Origin of the sequence: Dysgonomonas termitidis (assembly GCF_042654545.1) — a bacterium.
Classification (GTDB): Bacteria; Bacteroidota; Bacteroidia; order Bacteroidales; family Dysgonomonadaceae; genus Dysgonomonas; species Dysgonomonas termitidis.
The window spans coordinates 33,444-52,599 of record NZ_JBHSGN010000078.1; the positions used below are offsets into that span (position 1 = coordinate 33,444).

Annotated in this window: 15 protein-coding genes and 1 pseudogene; 1 reads left to right on the forward strand and 15 read right to left on the reverse strand. The window is 46.7% G+C overall.

Going from position 1 to position 19,156, the window contains the following annotated elements:
- Nucleotides 1–21: 21 nt before the first annotated feature.
- From ACFO6W_RS13420 to ltrA, 15 genes and pseudogenes are all read right to left on the reverse strand, one after another.
- Nucleotides 22–1,422 (reverse strand): DUF6047 family protein, encoded by a 1,401-nt coding sequence (locus tag ACFO6W_RS13420; RefSeq protein ID WP_379997247.1) that lies wholly within the window; start codon nt 1,420–1,422, stop codon nt 22–24.
- Between the two features lie 218 nt (nt 1,423–1,640).
- Entirely contained in the window at nt 1,641–2,033 is a 393-nt protein-coding gene (locus tag ACFO6W_RS13425; RefSeq protein WP_379997248.1) for a hypothetical protein, read from the reverse strand.
- A gap of 135 nt (nt 2,034–2,168) precedes the next feature.
- Entirely contained in the window at nt 2,169–2,621 is a 453-nt protein-coding gene (locus ACFO6W_RS13430) for a TraQ conjugal transfer family protein (protein ID WP_379997250.1), read from the reverse strand.
- 44 nt (nt 2,622–2,665) lie between these two features.
- Nucleotides 2,666–4,405, reverse strand: a complete 1,740-nt coding sequence (locus ACFO6W_RS13435; protein WP_379997252.1) for an OmpA family protein — start codon at nt 4,403–4,405, stop codon at nt 2,666–2,668.
- Nucleotides 4,406–4,580: 175 nt separating this feature from the next.
- Complete coding sequence (locus ACFO6W_RS13440; RefSeq protein WP_379997254.1) at nt 4,581–5,660, reverse strand: T9SS type A sorting domain-containing protein; 1,080 nt, start codon at nt 5,658–5,660, stop codon at nt 4,581–4,583.
- Between the two features lie 26 nt (nt 5,661–5,686).
- A complete protein-coding gene (locus ACFO6W_RS13445) occupies nt 5,687–10,372 on the reverse strand; it encodes a beta strand repeat-containing protein (RefSeq protein WP_379997256.1) in 4,686 nt (1,561 codons plus the stop codon).
- A gap of 86 nt (nt 10,373–10,458) precedes the next feature.
- On the reverse strand, nt 10,459–11,046 hold the full coding sequence (locus ACFO6W_RS13450) for a conjugal transfer protein TraO (protein ID WP_379997258.1): 588 nt from the start codon (nt 11,044–11,046) through the stop codon (nt 10,459–10,461).
- 2 nt (nt 11,047–11,048) lie between these two features.
- Entirely contained in the window at nt 11,049–11,993 is a 945-nt protein-coding gene (gene traN, locus ACFO6W_RS13455) for a conjugative transposon protein TraN (RefSeq protein ID WP_379997260.1), read from the reverse strand.
- A gap of 99 nt (nt 11,994–12,092) precedes the next feature.
- Nucleotides 12,093–13,394, reverse strand: coding sequence for a conjugative transposon protein TraM (traM, locus tag ACFO6W_RS13460; protein ID WP_379997262.1), 1,302 nt, complete (start codon nt 13,392–13,394; stop codon nt 12,093–12,095).
- Entirely contained in the window at nt 13,387–13,713 is a 327-nt protein-coding gene (locus tag ACFO6W_RS13465) for a TraL conjugative transposon family protein (RefSeq protein ID WP_379997263.1), read from the reverse strand. The genes traM and ACFO6W_RS13465 overlap by 8 nt, the downstream gene beginning before the upstream one ends.
- A 77-nt stretch (nt 13,714–13,790) precedes the next feature.
- A complete protein-coding gene (gene traK / locus ACFO6W_RS13470; RefSeq protein WP_379997265.1) occupies nt 13,791–14,414 on the reverse strand; it encodes a conjugative transposon protein TraK in 624 nt (207 codons plus the stop codon).
- A gap of 86 nt (nt 14,415–14,500) precedes the next feature.
- Entirely contained in the window at nt 14,501–15,604 is a 1,104-nt protein-coding gene (gene traJ / locus ACFO6W_RS13475) for a conjugative transposon protein TraJ (RefSeq protein ID WP_379997267.1), read from the reverse strand.
- A gap of 116 nt (nt 15,605–15,720) precedes the next feature.
- Nucleotides 15,721–16,350, reverse strand: a complete 630-nt coding sequence (locus tag ACFO6W_RS13480) for a DUF4141 domain-containing protein (RefSeq protein WP_379997269.1) — start codon at nt 16,348–16,350, stop codon at nt 15,721–15,723.
- Between the two features lie 142 nt (nt 16,351–16,492).
- A pseudogene (locus ACFO6W_RS13485) lies at nt 16,493–16,957 on the reverse strand (TraG family conjugative transposon ATPase); the annotation flags it as partial.
- 88 nt (nt 16,958–17,045) lie between these two features.
- Nucleotides 17,046–18,728 carry a group II intron reverse transcriptase/maturase gene (gene ltrA / locus ACFO6W_RS13490; protein WP_379997273.1) on the reverse strand — a complete coding sequence of 561 codons (1,683 nt, stop codon included), beginning with the start codon at nt 18,726–18,728 and terminating at the stop codon, nt 17,046–17,048.
- A 101-nt stretch (nt 18,729–18,829) separates the two neighbouring features.
- On the opposite strand from ltrA, the gene ACFO6W_RS13495 reads away from it, so the two are divergent.
- Nucleotides 18,830–18,988 carry a hypothetical protein gene (locus tag ACFO6W_RS13495; protein ID WP_379997275.1) on the forward strand — a complete coding sequence of 53 codons (159 nt, stop codon included), beginning with the start codon at nt 18,830–18,832 and terminating at the stop codon, nt 18,986–18,988.
- The last annotated feature ends 168 nt before the right edge of the window (nt 18,989–19,156 follow it).

Below are 19,156 nucleotides of genomic sequence, written 5' to 3' on the forward strand. Positions count from 1 at the left end.
ATTATTATTTGATTCGCATATTCATAATCCACGCCCTTTTTTATTTTGAGGCGGCTTATGGACTACCGGTTTCTTATTTTCGACAGAAGGCATGTTAGACTTCCTGATGTCCGGATAATCACGTTTCAATATCTCATTGGCTTTATCCCGCATCGCGCCTAATACCTTATACTCATGTATATGCCCTGAAAAATCCAATGCCTTACCGGCCAACTCCCTGAAATCATCTTTATATCTAAAGCCGGGCATCTGATCGATACCCAAAATGCCATGGCCCGCAAGGCCGGAAAGACTTGTGAAATAATAAAATTCCATGGAGGCTATTTCTTTCAAGACACTGATATTACAGGTATCCCCATCCAATTTCACGGGTAAATGTTTTCCATCCCAGATATTGTTTATCAAACCGTCTGCCGCATATGGTTCCGCGTTCCAACTGAATTTCGCTTCCTGCAGGCTGTATTGCAATACACTTTTATCCAAAAAGAAGCTCCGGTCAGGTGGAAACCCGGCCTGCTGTACCATCGGGAACCTGATGGCTAGATCACTCATCCCCCTTAAAACGCCGCTGTCACATTCCAGATAATGGAGATTAAAAATGGTATGATCGCATACCGGATTATAAAAATTATCCAGATATGTTTCCAGATTCTTTTGAAACAGTTCCTTTCCTTCCGCTGTTCTGGAAAATAACAGTACGCCATTATCCGTTTCAATGGCATTATAACAGCCCGGTCCATCCTTTCTCAGATGGTCATACTCTCCATACCGTCTCTCTTTGAGCGGTATTGCCGCCTCTTTCCGGATATCCGGATAATCGCGTTTCAGTATACCGGAAGCCAGCTCCTTTATATCCTGCATAAGTTTATTTGCCGTGGCGCCGGAACACCCTTCCATTTTCTTTACCAACTCCAGAAATTCTTTTTCGTATTTGAAGTCCGGCATTGCTCCGTTCAACAGAACCCTGTTATATGAAATCCCGTCGACTATTTCCTGCAACGTACTTATATGGAAGGTATCCCCCCTGACGGGAATATGTACGCCGTCAACATGATTCGTGATCCGTTGTATTTGTTCCGGGTTTGGCTCCCAGCCGTTTATCTTTATACCGATGCTGTCTTGCAGGACACCCGTATCCGTAAAACATTCGTCTTTGAGCGGAAATTGTAACGGCAGATGCTTATCAGGAAACTTCAGGGGGATATCGCATTTCTCCCGCAGTGAAGGATTATCCGATTCGATATAGTGGATATTGAAGTAAGTATTGTTGCATAAGGGATTGTACAGGTTGTCCATAAATAAAGCCATACAGTCGTGAAACAGCCTGGAACCTCCTTTTGTTCTGGAGAACAGCAATACGCCCTTATCTGTTTCAATAGCGTTATAGCCGTCATACCCGTTTTTCGGATTCTCAACCGACATAGATAATTAATTTAAAGTTTTTTGAATAACGGATCTCAATGTAAAAACTTATTTTCCCTTAAACCGCATTGGACCCGCAATATAAATATTGGTATTTGTATATCATCCGGTTAATTACTGTATAGACAGTGGGCAGCCGGGCAAAAATAAACAAATGTATTTTTGCCCGGCACCTGATTTCCTCCCCGAATTGTAGATGTGCGGTAAGGAAACCCGTATTACCATCTGGTGTTATGATGCACATTCAACCGGGCTATCTTTTCCAGCTTCTTCCAATAGATACTCCAATATTCATTATCTTTATCCGGCTGGTTCATCGGATTGGTACTGTCGTTATAAAGCCAGAAGCGATGGATATTGCCTTGTTCATCCCTGTTGACAGCGCTCTCGTCATATTCCGTTATTTCTTGGATAAAACGGTTTGTTAAGCCGAAGAACAAAGAGAACAGGGGCAGTTCCCTGCTGTTTCCTTTCAGTGTACGGGCATCTGTCGATGTTTCTGTCGTATTGAAGCCCAACGGTTTATATTCCCTGTTGAAAGCCATCCATTCCCCTTTTTCATTTCTTGCCAAACCATACGGCAGGTTTATTCTAAAAAAATCTGATAACATAATTTTTTAAATTTTGATTTTTAATATATTCTCATTCTATTTCTTCGTTCCACAGTTCTACATCCGTTTTCGCAGTCGCCAGTGAATAAATTATAAATACCCAATTGAGGATATACGATACGATCATCATTGTCATCATGGCTGTTCCTCCTCCGAATTGTCATTATTAAAACTGAAACTGAGCATGAAGCTGTTGCCTTCCGAACTAAAAAAGTATATGTCGATGACAGCCTGTTCTTCCGACTGTGAGGTATAGTACAGGCGGAATGTATCTTCTTTCAATTCATACAGGTCATTCGGCAGGAAAGGCTCACTGTTTCCCATCCTTAAAAGGCCGCGGCCTCCTGTCTGGAAATATCTCATTACATACCCGGTATCCTTATAATATCCGGCCTGCTCCAATTGGCAGCGGATTTCAATGGTCTCACCTTTCTTTATCTTTTTCGGTACAGGCAGGTGAGTAACCTTGAATTCATAATCCTGTACAATATCAAGATTGCCGCTACAGGCACAGGCCAGCAGCATTATCGCCGCCAGCCAGATTATAAGCGCACAGGCGCGTTTTATTTTCGTTAGCATATTTTTCATTGCTGTTCTTTTATATTTTAGTTATTACTTTATATTGTCAAAAATTATTTATTTATCCTTACTTCCAGCCTGCGGTTCCTGCTGCGGCTTTCTTCACTGTTATCCGGGCTGACAGGCTCAGTGTCGCCTTTACTGGATGTACTGATATGCAAGGATGATATGCCTTTGCTGATCAGGTAGTCCTTTGCCATGTCCGCTCGCTTTTGTCCAGCACGGAAGTTGCCTTCCCTTGTTCCTATATTACAGGTATGCCCGGTGATTTCGATATGCGCCTGTGGGTTTGCCTGCAATAAGCTGATATATCCGTCCAGTATGGCTTTTTGCTCAGGCGACATAATAGTTTGCCCCAGCTTGTAACCGCCTATGGTTATTATGGATGGCAGGTTCGGACCGCAATCACACCCTTTTGTACCTGTTTGTTCCCCCGTCCCCTTTATTTCTACCGTTGTATCAGTGATAACAGTACCTGTCGGGGAGAGTATGGAATCGTTTTGGGTATTGCCAACTGTTTCTTCCGTATCTTTTACTGCTATGATTGTGGCAGGTGTAATAGATTCGACGGGTTTGTCTGCTGTTGCGGAATCTTTTTCCGGAATCGGTGTTTGCTGTTGTTCCTTTTCCTGCTCCTTCTTTCGTTCCTGCATCCGTATCCGGATTGGTTCCGCAGGCCTGTCTTTTGTTCCGGTATCCGTATTTCCTGCCGGATAACCATATATATCGTCCCATCCGCCGGAATACCGCATTTCCCTGTACCTCCGCCTTTCGGCCAGCAGGTCGCCGCTACCGATGGCAAAGGCCAGCTTCAGCTTTATGCCTATGGCCAGTGGCGATACTTTCTCCATAAAGGACAATCTATTGTCATGGGCTCCATATACAGAGGTTGGTAAGCCGTTTATATGAGGCTCTGCCGGATTTTCATAATTATACCCGACAAACCTCTCCTTAGCGTATCCCCGGACAACATTATTCAAGCCATAGTCTATATAGACACCCGTATATAAGTCTGTACCAATGCCGATATTCCATTTTATACCTGCTTCCAGTGTCCCGGTATAGGATAATCCCATCTTCAACGGCTTCTCCATTGTCCTTACGGGAAAAGTGCCGAAGCCCAAATCATCCTGCCAGATTTCTTCCTGATAATAATCCGTATAGTATCCGGAAGTGGTAACTGTACCGCCGCTTGCCGTGTACCTGCCGTAAACCGGAATGCCCAGCTTAAAGCCCAGCGAGGCATAGTACCTGTTATCCTTTCCCATGCGGTATATCAGGGAAATAGGGATATTCAGCAGCCCGCTACGCTGGTATTCCTTATAGTGGTCTACCAGCGAACGGTATTCGATGGGATTGCTGTCCGCGTCATGGGTTGCATAGGAAGTCTTTACGTTCCGGATGCTTATGTTCCCTCGGTAGAAGGCATATTCCAGTCCCGTGGAAACACCCCAGTTACGGCTTATGTAACGTGTATAGCCGATACCGAAGGCATATCCCGTGCCTGTTTGAGCCTTTCCGATATTGGGACGGTAGCTTAATGCGGACAATCCGCCTGCCATCCACAGGTTCAGCTCATGGGGGACATAAGCACCCTCCAGGTACCGGGCTAATAAAAGGCTGTCGCTTATTACCGCTTCCGTATCGTTCCATTCCTGGTTCTCCCCTGTCTGGGCGCAGGCTGTCTGGAATCCCATCAGGCAGGCCAGCAACAGCGGATACAGCCTGTGCAGGCATATTTTAGGTATCTTGGGCTGTCCTGTCCGTTTTTCTCTATCTTTTATATTCTTCATTTCTTTTTGTTTTTAAATTCAGTAAAAAAAGCTGTTAGTTATTGGCAGCGCGAAGCGACGAAAGCTATAAGCTAACGGCAAACAATTTACCGCTTTGCGCCATTTGCTCATCTTCAAATCTGCTAATTTGCTAATTAAATTGGCACATTGGCCCATTTTCAAATTAGCACATTGATTACTGTACCACCGCCTTGAGTCCTGTTTCCAGTTCCTTTGCCTTGAACTTCAGGATATAAACACCGGGAGTTTGCGGCAGGTCTACCGGGATCGTATGCTGTCCCTTAGCCTGCACTTTACCGTAATAGCGTCCCGTATAGCTGTAAACCTCTACTTCCGCGTGTTCAAGCAGCTTTTCATTGCTTGTCCCCACCTGCACATAGACCCGGCTGTTATCCCTGCTGACGGGATTCGGATAAACCTTTACGCTGGCAGGCAATGCGACAGGGATATAGTTGTACGGGCAGGAGAAGTAACGCTTGCCATCTGCGTCCGTTACTTCGACCATATAAACCGCATTCGCGTCGAGGTTGCCTCCCCCTGTGTAATAACTTCCACCGTGTTCTTCATGGGAGCCTTCCTTCAATAACCGCCCGTCTTTATACCATTTATAATAATTGAAGCTATGCCCGTCATTGGCGTTAGGATTGTTGTTTATCAGCAGGGTATGGTTACGCAGCTGCTTTATAAGCGGTAAAGTGGTAGTTCCCGTGACAGACCAGACGGAGTTGCTTTCATCCCCCTTATGTAGCAACTGCACATAATAGTCTCCGCAATCCGGTATTACAGGCTCGATATAAAAGACGCTGTTTTTTGTACCGATACCTGTGTCAATATCAGTATCTGTGCCGGATTCTGTAATAGCCTGCCTTGCCTTTACCAGCGCTACAGGGGAGCCGTCCCAGTTTTCATCCAGTTCAGGGATAATTTCGGTGGAGCCTCCGGCTGTGGAAGCATCAAGGAAAAGGGATGCGTCTATACCGGTATCAATAGTTGTTCCCGCAACATAACGGTAAGCCCTGGAGCCGGGCTCGCCATAGTAACTGCCTTCGAGTTTCAGCCGCCCGTTGTTTGTAAACAGCTCGCCGTCGGATTGCAGGGCTATATCCCCATGCATCAGTACCGGAATGTCCCCGATACTGATCTTTCCATGCCATGCCGTCTGTACGTCCTGAGCTTGTATGGGGATGGATATTGCCATTGCACAAAAGCATAAAAGCGGCAGACAGGTAAACTTTATAATATATCCTCGTTTCATATCTTTTACTTTATACATTTTGTTTATTAAAACCGCGCCAGGTATAAATTAAACAGGCGGGTCGGACAGTTGCCCGTACAATCCGCTTTCAGCCTTAATGTGCCCGTATAAACAAAGTTGAACATGATCTCCGCCGTATGGTCTGCTGAATCGCCATTGATCTCGAACAGGACGGAAGTACCGAAGGCCACATCCGATGCCAGCTTGAACCTGGCCGTGCCGTTTCCGTTTGTCCTGACGCGCAGGTTATATAATCCCGGTACAAGGTCGCTCCATGTATATATATCGCTGTAACCGCCGGAGGTGATGCTGCCTGTAGCTGTAGAGCCGGATGTAATCGTTGTCGGCGAGGCATAATTTGTAGAAGGAGCCCAGGCCGAACCGTTGTAGGCAAGTACCTGCCTGTTACTTGCGCCCATACCGTTCAAGTCTTCAGCCTTGATCGTGCCGTTAGCTATCCTGGCCGATGTAATAGCATTGTCTGCTATGCCCAAAGTATAAGGGTCAGTGGCTGTCCCCGCACCTGCACGCACAAGTCCGCCATCTGTCGTGGCGTTAACAACTTCATTTCCTATGATCCCGTCTGCCTCTGTTGTGATACCAGTTTCAGCAGAGGAAGCCCAGGTTGTACCATTCCATTTAAGTACATTCCCGCTTGCTGTTCCGGCAGGCAGGCTGATAGTCGGCGTCGTTGTGCCATTGGTAACAGTAATACCGTTTGCCCCGGTAACGGAAGTGACACCCTGGCCGTCTCCGGCAGACCATGTACCGTCGCCTCTCAGATAGGTTGTTGCTGATGCAGTACCTGTAGCATTAACCTTTGCAACCGCTACACTTTTGTCGGCAAGTTTCGTTCCCGTAATATTTGCAGTTGCGCTTATATCAGCATCGGCAATTGTGCCATCCGATATTTTTGCGGATGTTACAGCATTATCTGCAATTCGTACTGTAGTTATAGCTCCATCCGATATTCCCAATGTATAGGGAGCGGCAGCAGTGCCCGAACCTGCCCTTGTTAGTCCTCCGCTCGTTGTTGCATTTGTCACCTCATTGCCTACTATGCCATCCGATTCGCTTGTAATACCAGCATCGGCAGCAGAAGCCCAGGCTGTACCGTTCCATTTGAGTACATTGCCTGTAGTTGTTCCGGTTGGTAAGCTAACAGTCGGTGTTGTTGTACCGTTAGTTACGGTAATACCGTTTGCTCCGCTGACGGAGGTGACGCCCTGTCCGTCTCCAGCAGGAGCAGACCAAGCGCCGTCACCACGAAGGAAAGTTGTTGAAGAAGCTGTACCCGTAGCATTGACTTTACCTATGGTAACGCTTTTATCTGTAATCTTGGCTGTTGTAACGGCATTGTCAGCAAGCCGGGCTGTGGTTATAGCCCCGTCTGAGATACCTAATGTATAAGGAGATGTAGCTGTGCCTGAACCTGCCCGAACCAAACCGCCACTCGTTGTTGCATTAGTAACCTCATTACCTATAATACCATCCGATTCGGATGTAAGACCAGCATCGGCAGAAGAAGCCCAGGCTGTACCGTTCCATTTGAGTACATTGCCTGTAGTTGTTCCGGTTGGTAAGCTAACAGTCGGTGTTGTTGTACCGTTAGTTACGGTAATACCGTTTGCTCCGCTGACGGAGGTGACGCCCTGTCCGTCTCCAGCAGGAGCAGACCAAGCGCCGTCACCACGAAGGAAAGTTGTTGAAGAAGCTGTACCCGTAGCATTGACTTTACCTATGGTAACGCTTTTATCTGTAATCTTAGCTGTTGTCACGGCGTTATCAGCAAGCCGGGCGGTAGTTATAGCTCCATCCGATATTCCCAATGTATAGGGAGCGGCAGCAGTGCCTGAACCTGCCCTTGTTAGTCCTCCACTCGTTGTCGCATTTGTCACTTCATTGCCGATAACTCCGTCTGATTCACTTGTAATACCTGCGTCAGCAGAGGAAGCCCAAGCCGTACCGTTCCACTTTAAGACATTCCCGCTTGTCGTTCCGGCAGGTAAGCTAACAGTCGGCGTTGTCGTACCATTTGTTACCGTAATACCATTAGACCCGCTGACGGAGGTTACACCCTGTCCGTCACCCACAGGAGCAGACCAAGAACCGTCGCCACGGAGATAAGTTGTAGCGGAAGCTGTGCCTGTAGCATTGACTTTACCTATGGTAACGCTTTTATCTGTAATCTTAGCTGTTGTTACGGCATTGTCAGCAAGCCGGGCTGTGGTTATAGCTCCATCTGTTATTCCCAGCGTATAAGGAGCGGCAGCAGTGCCTGAACCGGAGCGGGTTAAACCGCCATTAGTCGTAGCATTTGTTACCTCATTACCGATAATACCGTCTGATTCGGATGTAAGACCCGCGTCGGCAGAAGAAGCCCAAGCCGTGCCATCCCATTTGAGTACATTACCGGTTGTCGTTCCGGCTGGCAGACTGACAGTCGGCGTTGTCGTTCCGTTGGTTACCGTAATACCGTTTGCCCCACTGACGGAGGTGACGCCCTGACCGTCACCGGCAGGAGCAGACCATGTGCCGTCACCACGAAGATAAGTTGTAGCGGAAGCTGTGCCCGTAGCATTGACTTTACCTATGGTAACGCTTTTATCTGTAATCTTGGCTGTTGTAACGGCATTGTCAGCAAGCCGGGCTGTGGTTATGGCTCCATCTGTTATTCCCAGCGTATAAGGAGATGTAGTAGTGCCTGAACCAGCCCTTGTTAATCCTCCATTCGTTGTTGCGTTTATTACTTCATTACCTATAATCCCGTCTGATTCGGATGTTATACCCGCATCGGCCGAGGAAGCCCAAGCTGTACCGTTCCATTTGAGTACATTGCCTGTAGTTGTTCCGGCAGGTAAGCTAACAGTCGGCGTTGTCGTACCATTTGTTACCGTAATACCATTAGACCCGCTGACAGAGGTGACACCCTGACCATCTCCGGCAGGAGCAGACCAGGAACCATCTCCACGAAGATAAGTTGTTGCTGATGCTGTACCTGTGGCATTGACTTTACCTATGGTAACGCTTTTATCTGTAATCTTGGCTGTTGTAACGGCATTGTCAGCAAGCCGGGCTGTGGTTATGGCTCCATCTGTTATTCCCAGCGTATAAGGAGCGGCAGCAGTGCCTGAACCGGAGCGGGTTAAACCGCCATTAGCCGTTGCGTTTGTCACTTCATTCCCTATAACACCGTCTGATTCGCTTGTTATGCCCGCATCAGTAGAGGAAGCCCAGGCCGTACCATTCCATTTTAAGACATTACCTGTCGTTGTTCCGGCTGGAAGACTGACTGTAGGCGTCGTTGTACCGTTGGTGACAGTAATACCGTTTGCCCCATTAACGGAAGTTACACCCTGTCCGTCTCCCACAGGCGCAGACCAGGAGCCGTCACCACGTAAAAAGGTTGTTGCTGATGCTGTACCCGTGGCATTAACCTTTCCTACGGTAACGCTTTTGTCGGCAAGCCTGGATGATGTAATACCACTGTCGGCTATTCCCAGCGTATAAGGGGATGCGGCAGTACCCGAACCGGAGCGGGTTAATCCACCGTTTGTTGTCGCATTAGTCACTTCATTGCCTATCACCCCGTCCCTTTCGTTTTCATGTACCAAACTAATAATACTATCGCCAAGTATTGTATTCCTGATGTCATTCGTGATATATTGCAGGATACTGTCTCCTAATACCGTGTTGGTTATATTATGCGCGATATGATTGACAAGCGTATCCCCCAATGTCGTATTATATACATTCCTTGCAATATTGTTTATCAATTCTTTGAGATAAGCATTGTTATTGCTGACATGGTAACTGATACTATCCATCAGGGCGGAACCATCCAGTCCGTTCGTAATATGCTGCATTACGGTATCGCCTAATTGCGTGCTGAAATTATTCGTAATATAATAGCTGATGCTGTCACCTAAGTTTGTCAGGCCGATATTCTTTGTGATATAGTTGATAATACTATCCCCCAGTACGGTGTTGTATTCATTGACGGCTATATTATCTATCAATTGTTTGATATAGCTGTTATTATTACTGATAGCGTTTACTACGCTGTCCATCAATACGGAATTATCTATATTTTGAGTAATATAATTAATGATGGTATCACCTAATATTGTGCTGTAGATATTGGAGGCGATACTATCCCCCAGATGTATGATTGTTTTATTGGACAGCTTATTGATGGTAATAGCCCCGTCCGCTATTTTATCGTTTGTAACACCTCCCGGAGCAATGCCGAGCGTATAAGGCGAAGCATTTGTCCCTGCTCCTGCCCGAATTAATCCTCCTCCGCTTGTCGCATTTAACACTTCATTGCCTACAATACTGTCCTTTTCCGCCAGCAGTCTGGCCAGCGATTTAAGCGATTCGTCCATAAATACGGCGTCAGGCTGGCGTAGCCATTTTGTCCCGTCATTCTGGTAAAGTCCGGGAACGACATCGCCTGTCGTCGCCACATTATAGACGATAATGCCTTTTACATGCGACTGGAGGGGAGAGGCGTTTGCGCTACCTTTAAGCTTGACCCTCGGTAAGGCAAGCCCCAGTGTAGCGTTACCCTCACTTATCTTATCGTCCGGGTTTAAGTCCAGCACGGCGGAACTATTGGGAGCCGCCTTACCGCTGATACGCACCTGTGCGCTCGTAATCGCTATCCCCGCTATCGCAAGGATCAGCATAAAAAAGATTCTTTTTCTCATATTATAAATTGTTTAGAATGGATAATTAATGATTGATAATGAATAATCGATTGGTTATAATTACATAGTTAATAGATTGTATCAGGTCAGTTTATCATCAACCTGACTCCCGCACCGAACTGCATATGGAAACGGCCTGTGGTGTTTCCCCACAAGGCCCGCTCCCGTGCATTAAGAAGTAGTACAATCCTATCGGATAAATACGTTTCCAGTTCCAGCGTAACAACTCCCCCGTAGATAAAAGCGTCCTTGTTTATAAGCGTAGCCCCGTCAGGCAAAGCCTTTTTACCCCAGTTCGATGTTTCATACCCTGCCAAGGCAGAGCCGCCCAATGAAAGGAAAAAAGTCTTTGAGGGATCAGAGAGAATATTCAGGTAATATCCTCCTTCGGCTGTAAACTGCGCCACAGGGATACAAGTATCCTTATAGGGGTAATACCTGTTCAAATACTCCCCGCCGAATACCCATTTATTGCCATTACCTGCATAGGTTGCCATTGCCGCTCCGAAGTAATACCCCGCTTTGCTTTGATTAGAATACGAGTAAACTCCGTCAACCATACCGCCCGTTACCTGTATGCCTTTCATACCCGGCAGGGCGCGTTGCGCCAGGGCGTTACCTGACATAAGCAGGAATAACACCAGCATATTCAATAGTACTGTTATCCGCTTCATGGCTATTCCGCTTTGAGTTCGTTAATCACCTTTGCCCGTACCAGGTCGGCATTATCCACTGTAAAGCGCTGATGGCGTCCCCCGTCCTTCTCATGCAGGTCTACCAGCAGCATCTTATCGTCCGGCAGGGTAAACAGCGGCAAAGCGAAGACTATGCGTTCAGTGCGTTTACTGCCGATAACCGTCAGGTTATTATAGTCCCTGAGCGGCCGGATCACCTGTTCCTGTATGGCGGTGCGTTTGGCAACCTTCTTATCCACAATCCGGAATGTGATAAAATCCACGTTAAACGGCACATTTGTCGTGTTTTTCAACTGCATATGGAAATACAGTAGCCCGCCATTCGAATAAATGCTTTTTAGCGTATATTGGATACCGAAGCGTTTTGATCCGATATGCTTTATTTCCCTGCGGTCGTTTTTGTGGATGGATTTCATGACCAGGCGGACAAGCGCGGGCGGTTCCTGCCCCAGTTCCTTTATACGGATGTCGAGGGTATTGTCCGGCTTGTTCACGGTTTCGCTGTTACGGATAAAGTCGGCCATCTCGATAGAGAGCTTTACCGGCTCGTCCGCGTACTTGACGTTAAAGGAAAAATAGCTGCCGTCTTCGGTAATGACAGAGAGGTTGCTTTCCTTACTAAAACCCTGTGTGGCGGCTTTCACCCGGAGCACATTCTCCGTACCGTCGGCTTTAGCCGCCAGCAGGTCGGAAGAGCCCAGATCCACATAGCGTATAGCGGAAGGGAAAATAATATGCACCGTCTTACTGAATGTCACCTCCAAAGCGTATGGCGGTATCATCCGGCTAAAGGTCAAAGGCCGTGTAAGTCCGTTGAACAGGTCGCCCGTCGAGGATTTCGGTATTTGCCTGTCCGGGGTTTCCTGCGCCTGTATTGTTATAAAGATGCCTGCTATAAAGGCAAGCGTTAAAAATAACTGCTTCATAAGTATAAATGAGTTATAAGTGATGAGTTATAAGTTATAAGTATGGGTTGTTAAAAAAAGTATAGTTAATCCGGTTGATTACTGTTCACTGCTGACTGTTTACTGTTTTGGCATTAGCATAACCCTGTATCCGGACTTGAGCGTTACCTTCACCTGCCTGATCTTTTTCTGCATATAAGCCGATATGCCCTGTATGGCTCCCTTGCTCAGGTCGGATGTGATTTGCGCCCCCGCGCTTTGCGTCATGGTAAAGCTTGTTCCCACGCTGTTGCCCATATTGGCGACGATCTCTTTGGCCGCGTCCAGCTCCAGTGAGCCGGGGATATGGACACCCTTCTGACCGTCCGTGTCGTATGTAACCATCTCCACAGGAATAACCGTACCCTGATGCTCTATCGAGGAGACAAGTATATCCAGCCGCTCGCCCTGTACCTTGGCGATACCTGTCAGGATGGTATTTTCGGGGATAAGCGTTGTTCCCGCCATCAAAGGCTCTGTCAACCGCAAGCGTGTTGTTTGCCCGTCGGTCACGGTCTGGTCGTCATAGATAACAGCCGAAATCGTGTTTTTGGCGCTTACTCCGGCTTCACCGCTTACTGTATGAAAGCCCGTATTACGCGGCTGGTCATACATCCGGAACAGGTCTTCATTACTTATGTCCTGAGCCAGTGACGATACGGTATGCTTTTGTATCTGCCGGACGGGGCTGACCCTTGCCTTACCATCTTTGGAGGAAGCCTCCTTGCCGTAATTCTCAATCCTGCTTTTCAGGGAATTCGGACTGTTTGAGGGAGGCTCAGGCTGATTCTGTGCCTGCGGCATATACCTGGCCGCCATCTCATAGGATTTCTCCATCAATACTAATTGTTCGTCCACCGAACTCTTGGCATTCTCTTTTTCCTGCATCCTGGCCTCCAGTTCCTCCAGCTTTTTCTTCATCTCTTCCTTTTCGGGATCGTCCTTCGGTTTTTCATAGAAGTTACCCAAAGTCCGGTTGATGTCCCTATAGGCGGAAACGGAGTTGCTGACCGGGGCTTTTTCTTTCTCCGGAACCTGCCTGCTTTCCTTTGCCGCGTTTCCCAAATCGATTGTCACCTTTTCATTTTTGGAACTCTCCAGCATATCGGCATAACCCTGTAAGGACTGCATCCTTTCCTTTTGCCGCTGCTCTGTTTGTTCCTGTTCATAGGCGCTCATCTTGTCGCCGACGATACCGTCTTTCTTCGGGTCGGGTATATCGGCGTTAAAGCCCGTGCCTGCCTGCTCTCCGGCCTTGTCTTTCTCCGACGGGGAATAGATCAGCCACATACATCCCGCGCAGACAACAGCCATCAATGCGTAAACCGCATATTTCTTCAGCTTTTGCTTTTGTCCTTCGCTTAGTTTCGGTTTATCAGCCATAATTTTTCTTCTTTTCAATATTCATACTATCCAAAACCGGAGTATCGATATCAGAGTCTAAAAAATCCAATCCCAAATCTTTCGGTCTTGTCTTTTCAAGTTCCAGTCCTTCCATATGCCCTATCTTTAATTGTTCCTTCCGTTCCTGTTCCCTTCCAAAATTCCTGATAGTCGTAAATGTGAAGTAGAGGTTAAGGATTGTAAAGCCCAGGAGCATAATCAAAATCACAGTCAGCCGCTTGTCAGGGGTAATCTCCCCGCAGAGGCCTTTGAGCCTGTCTTCAAGCCAATAGCCCAGTTCTTTTATTCGTTCTTTCATATTGTATCCTATTTAGCCTCCCCAACCCCTCCAAAGGAGGGGCCAAGTCTCCCCTCCGGGGAGATTTAGAGGGGCTATTATCTGTCCAGTACCCTTAAATCCTTATTCTCCCTGATTTCGAATCCTTCGATGGTAAACCCGTGCGGGTTATTATCGGAGCGGACGGAGTTCAAAAGCTTGCAGGTTGTTATCAGGCTGCGTTCCGTGATATTGCTCTCACGGATTATCATCTGCCTTGCGTAAGTGTTCACCTGGTAGGGATAGGTATCCAGATTGCAGGAAATACTATCGACCTGTATGGCCTGGTTGATATTCCCCGAAATAATCCTGTTATAAAATCCCTTCTCCGACAGGTCTTTATAGTAGTTGAAAGCCGATTTATCCGAAAGGAACAATGCCCGCTGGATATTGCTTTCAATAGCCGACTTATCGGGAGACAGCGTGAAGAACAGTTCATGGAACCGCCTGACATGCTCGCGGGCTTCCACAGGCCTGTTTTGCGACAAGTCCTGCGAAAGGGCGAGCATCAGCGATTTACCGTTATCCAGCACATAGATCTTTTGCCGCTGCGCTTCCGCGAAGCCATAGGCGCTCCAGACGGAGTAACCTGCGACAACAGCGCACAGGCACAAAAAGACAACGCCAAATACACGGAGCTGCTTAAAGCTCGATTCGATATTTTTTAATGATTTAAATTCCATAAATTCTGATTTGAAAATTTGATAATTAGTAAATTCGGAAATGGAAACACATTTGCTAATCTCCGAAACTGCTCATTTGCTAATTATTAAGGAGTCCTCCTTGAAGAGCCGGGTTGTCCTTCGTTCCCCGTTGAATAGTTCCGTCCTTGTGGCTGGCTGCCACCACCAACAGAACCACTACTACTGCTACCGGAATTGCCGCTTCCCTTTAATCTTCCTACAATATTTCCGCCTGCAGCTCCGGCAAAACCTCCTGCCATTGCAGCACCTTTGGTCGCCGTACTGTTCACATTCTTACCGAAGTTGCCCATGCCGCCTGCCGAGATAATCCATCCGGCAACAGTAGGGATTGTGAAGTAGCCTACAATGCCGATGATGAGAAAGACAATGTAAATTGCATCTGAACTGTCCAGGGAAAAGTTAGGGTCGGTCTGCATCCGTTCGATATCCGATTGCAGCATCAGGGATTGCAGCCTTGCCAGTATCGTGCTGAACAGGTCTGACACAGGCAGCCACAGGTACACGGAGATATAGCGGGTGATCCACTGGGTAAGCGTCGATTGGAAGCCGTCCCAGACGGATATGGCAAAAGCCAGCGGGCCGAGTATGGCAAGGACAATCAGGAAAAAGGTGCGTATCACATCGATTATCAGGGCTGCCGCCTTGAAGACAATCTCCAATACTTCCCGGAAAGCTTCACGTATCCATTTCTTGGTCTGGTACAAACCCCGCTCGATATACATCCCTGCTATTTCGCCTACATCGGTAATTCCCAGTTGGTCCAGCCTTTCTTCAAAAATATCGTTATCCACTAAGTAGGCTGTCTCAGGGTTCCTTCGCATAGCCTCATATTCCAGCCTGTCCTTTATTTCCGCGTACTTTTTCATATCCAGCGTTTCGGATTGCAGCATCCCGTTGGTTCCCTGTACGACCGGGCTCATAATGCTGTTGATCGTTCCGAGCACCACGGACGGGAAAAACATAATGCATAAACCGATGGCGAAGGGACGGAGCAAAGGATATACATCTACCGGTTCAGCCCTTGACAGGGATTGCCAAACACGGTATGCCACATAGAACAAGGCTCCCAGCCCGGCAATGCCTTTGGCGATACCGATCATATTGCCGCACAGGGGCATCATCTGGTCATAGAGCGTGCGCAGTGTCTGATGAAATTGATCGAAATCCATGTTTTTAAATGAAAAATTAAAAGTGAAAAGTGAAAAATTGAAATACCTATCTCCTCCAAACCCTCTAAGGAAGCCATAAGCCTCCCCTTTTGGGGGAGGTTGGAGGGGGTGGGATTCTACCAGTAGCGTTCGGAAGGATTACCGTATAAGGCGTTCACACGGGCTGTTTCTCCTTTCTTCTTGGCCCGCAGGTACGAAACGCCGATATTCTTATTCGTATAGTAGCGGACAAGGTTCCGGTATTCCAGCATCGAGTCATGGCAACTGTTGACCACATCCATACGGTCTTTATCCGAGAGGGAAAGCGTTGAAATATTGACTACTCCTTTCAGTTCGTTCAGCACATCATTGCTTTGCTCCAGCAGCTTTGCATAACCGTTGGCAATGGCGCCCAGTTCCTCTACAGAGTAATTGGGATCGGACAGCATCTTCTGATAGTTATGCACATAGATATCGGATATTTCGCCTACCATCAGGATGGTTTTTTGCACTTTTTTGGCATCCTTTACCAAGCCGTTTACAGCTTTCAACGCGTCATAATACTGCTTCGACTGATTATAGACCTTTTGAACTTCCTGAAAACTTTTGACCATATTCGTGGCCGTCGTGGTTGTCTGGGTGACGTTGCGGGTCGTATTGACGATGCTCTGGGCCAGGTTGCTCGGATCAAATACCGCCCACTGGGCCTTGACCTGCGTTGCCATAAGCATACAGCTTACGCACAATATGAAGATTTTTGTTCTCATATTCAGCTAATTTTTAATACGTTAATAGAATAAATTATTCGTTTTGTTATCGTGGTTTACCTAAAGTCCCCCTTGTGGGAAACATCTGTTGACTACATTACATTCCGTCGATTTTTAATTCGCCGAAGCGAAGGCGAGGCAATTAGGGGGCTGATAGCTGCTTAATCGCCAACTCTATATCCCCTCCCAGTTTTTCCGCCAGGCGCATCACTTCGAGTTTTTCGGTTTCCTCGGTCGTATACGTCAGGTATTCCTGCGCGGAGACTTCCGTGGCATACACAGCCGACTGCATACCGCCAAGCCCGATCCATACTTCTTTGTATATACGGCTTGGATTATTGGACATATTAATCGAGAGTATCTGGGCTTTCTCCTTATCAGTCAGACCCAGTAGTGCCTGTATCGAATCGAACTTGTTCATATACTTCCGCTGGTCGAGCAAAATTTTGCAGTCGGAGTTATTGATAATGGCTTCCTTGACAATCGGGGATGAGATAATATCGTCCACTTCCTGCGTCACAACAATGGCCTCCCCGAAGTATTTCCGAACGGTTTTATAGAGGTATTTGAGGTAGGCTGCCATATTCGGAGAAGACAAGGCTTTGTCGAGTAGGTCAGCTCCCTTGCGGGAGCTTTCCCCTCTAAGAACCGTACGTGAAAGTTTCCCTTCATACGGCTCAAGCAACTTAAAATTTCTATTTGCTAGAAACCAGCTCATTGTTACATCTTTTTAATTGGTCATTCTTTCTGCGGCAGCTATCATGCACTAAATGATTCTGTTTTTCTGGAGTCGTTTTCTTTTCAGTAGTTCCCCAGTAATCATTTATGTCAATCGGTTCTCCGCATAAAGGACATATCCCCTTCTGCTTTTTCCATAGGTGTAGCAAGGGCTTCTTGTCATCGAGATGTTTGAGCATCTTGTACTCTTCCCTCTCTTTGAAATATGTATCCCATTCGGGGTCAAACGGATTCGATTCGGCTTTCACTTTAACATAGAAGGTAATCTTTGTATCATACAGGCGTTTAAGGACGATTCTATCATCTTTCCCTTTCTTCTTGAAATTCGCCACAAAGCACCAGTTCCTATTTCTAATTCTTGTGAAATACCTGTCTGCAACCCAATTTTTACCTTTTTTTGGATGCCTTCTTCTTGCCCATTGCCATAACTTTTCGAATATCAGGTAATCAGCTTTACTGAAAGTTTCAGAAGCCACACAACTTTTGTAGTAGTTTACCCACCCAACAATTACTGGATTTAAGAGCCGTATTAGAGATTCCTGTTTGCTACCCTTGTTGGAATCTATAATTCCACGGATTTTCTTCATGAATTTCTTTAGCCCTTCCTTCGATGGTTTGATTAGAAGTTTCCCATTGTCGTATTTACGGATATTGTACCCCAGAAAATCAAAACCTTCTGTTATGTGAGTCATCCTCGTCTTTTCTTCTGAGAGGGTAAGCCCTCTTTCCTGAAGAAACTCCTCCACCATTGGTTTGATTTCTTCCAAAGCTTCTTTAGTCCTGCCTGTGATTATAAAATCATCCGCATAGCGTACCAGATGAACTTTGGGATAATAGGTCGTTGTCCTGTTTACGAACTTCTTGTGATACTTCTTTGCAAGCATTACCTGCAATCCGTCCAAGGTCATATTAGCCAGAGTTGGAGAAATAATTCCGCCTTGAGGTGTTCCTTCTTCTGTCGGAAACAGTTCTTTATTGAATACAAAGCCACATTTGAGCCATTTCTTTAACATCGCCTTATCCATTGGGATATTGTTGATAAGCCATTCATGGCTGATATGGTCGAAGCATCCTTTAATATCCCCTTCCAAAATCCACTCGGGAGAAGTTTTCTTTGATAATACGCAGAAACATTGTTGCCTTGCATCAAATGTGCTTCTTCCTTTGCGGAATCCGTAAGAATTACTGTCTGCCGTAGTTTCGGCAACAGGTTCTAATGAAAGCAGATATAATGCTTGCATCGCCCTGTCCTTCATTGTAGGAATTCCAAGAGGTCTTAATTTACCGTTACTCTTTTTAATATGTATCCGTCTTAGCGGTTGGGGAGTGTACCCCCGTCTTTTCAGTTCACTGATTGCCTGAAATTTAGCATTCGGAGTTGACCATGTTGCACGGTCTACTCCCGCAGTTCGACTGCCTTTATTAGATGTAACACGTTTTACAGCCAATGCTTTGGCGTAAAACGAATGCGTCAGCGTCCACTGCAAAGCTTTCACCCTGCCGTATCTGCCTTCTTTCTGAGCTTTTACAATACGCGCTTGTAGCTTATCAACTGAAGTTTGGCACTTGTCCCAATTGATATCGAGCCAGGTGTCCCACTTTTGGTCAGTAGATGCACACGATGTTTTAATGTCGTTCATTTGCTTTTCTTCTTTAAATAAGTTCTAAAAGTTTCTTGTAAAAAGTCACCTTGTGGAAGTCAGCCCACTTTCGTGCCGAATGATATTGTCCTGCTCAATCCATGAGCAGGGCTCAATCCGTATCTCCCTCATTACAAGGGAAGCGTTCGCTTTTTCCACATTCCTATACCCGCATCCCATTCGGCGTTCCTTACGGTCGGCTTACCTGCTATTGGCAGGAGAAATACGGGCTTACCATGTTCCCTGTAAGTGACAAATGAATGGGTTAGAATCCGTCTATCCGCCGGCAGTCATTATGTTCGTGTAACCTTAGCGTGGAGAAGGTTAGCCGACTGCGTCCCTTTTGGGTTGAGCCCAGCATCGTTAACGGCTCATTCGAAGTGACGACGTTTATCAACGGTTCACATTATGTTATTCATACCATTCAG

Coding starts and splice junctions, on each gene's coding strand:
- ACFO6W_RS13425 (WP_379997248.1), bottom strand. CDS start 2,033: ATGTTATCAGATTTTTTTAGAATAAACCTGCCGTATGGTTTGGCAAGA.
- ACFO6W_RS13435 (WP_379997252.1), bottom strand. CDS start 4,405: ATGAAGAATATAAAAGATAGAGAAAAACGGACAGGACAGCCCAAGATA.
- ACFO6W_RS13480 (WP_379997269.1), bottom strand. CDS start 16,350: ATGAGAACAAAAATCTTCATATTGTGCGTAAGCTGTATGCTTATGGCA.
- ACFO6W_RS13450 (WP_379997258.1), bottom strand. CDS start 11,046: ATGAAGCGGATAACAGTACTATTGAATATGCTGGTGTTATTCCTGCTT.
- ACFO6W_RS13430 (WP_379997250.1), bottom strand. CDS start 2,621: ATGAAAAATATGCTAACGAAAATAAAACGCGCCTGTGCGCTTATAATC.
- traK (WP_379997265.1), bottom strand. CDS start 14,414: ATGGAATTTAAATCATTAAAAAATATCGAATCGAGCTTTAAGCAGCTC.
- traN (WP_379997260.1), bottom strand. CDS start 11,993: ATGAAGCAGTTATTTTTAACGCTTGCCTTTATAGCAGGCATCTTTATA.
- ACFO6W_RS13445 (WP_379997256.1), bottom strand. CDS start 10,372: ATGAGAAAAAGAATCTTTTTTATGCTGATCCTTGCGATAGCGGGGATA.
- traJ (WP_379997267.1), bottom strand. CDS start 15,604: ATGGATTTCGATCAATTTCATCAGACACTGCGCACGCTCTATGACCAG.
- ACFO6W_RS13440 (WP_379997254.1), bottom strand. CDS start 5,660: ATGAAACGAGGATATATTATAAAGTTTACCTGTCTGCCGCTTTTATGC.
- ACFO6W_RS13495 (WP_379997275.1), top strand. CDS start 18,830: ATGAGCAGGGCTCAATCCGTATCTCCCTCATTACAAGGGAAGCGTTCG.
- ACFO6W_RS13420 (WP_379997247.1), bottom strand. CDS start 1,422: ATGTCGGTTGAGAATCCGAAAAACGGGTATGACGGCTATAACGCTATT.
- ltrA (WP_379997273.1), bottom strand. CDS start 18,728: ATGAACGACATTAAAACATCGTGTGCATCTACTGACCAAAAGTGGGAC.
- ACFO6W_RS13465 (WP_379997263.1), bottom strand. CDS start 13,713: ATGAAAGAACGAATAAAAGAACTGGGCTATTGGCTTGAAGACAGGCTC.
- traM (WP_379997262.1), bottom strand. CDS start 13,394: ATGGCTGATAAACCGAAACTAAGCGAAGGACAAAAGCAAAAGCTGAAG.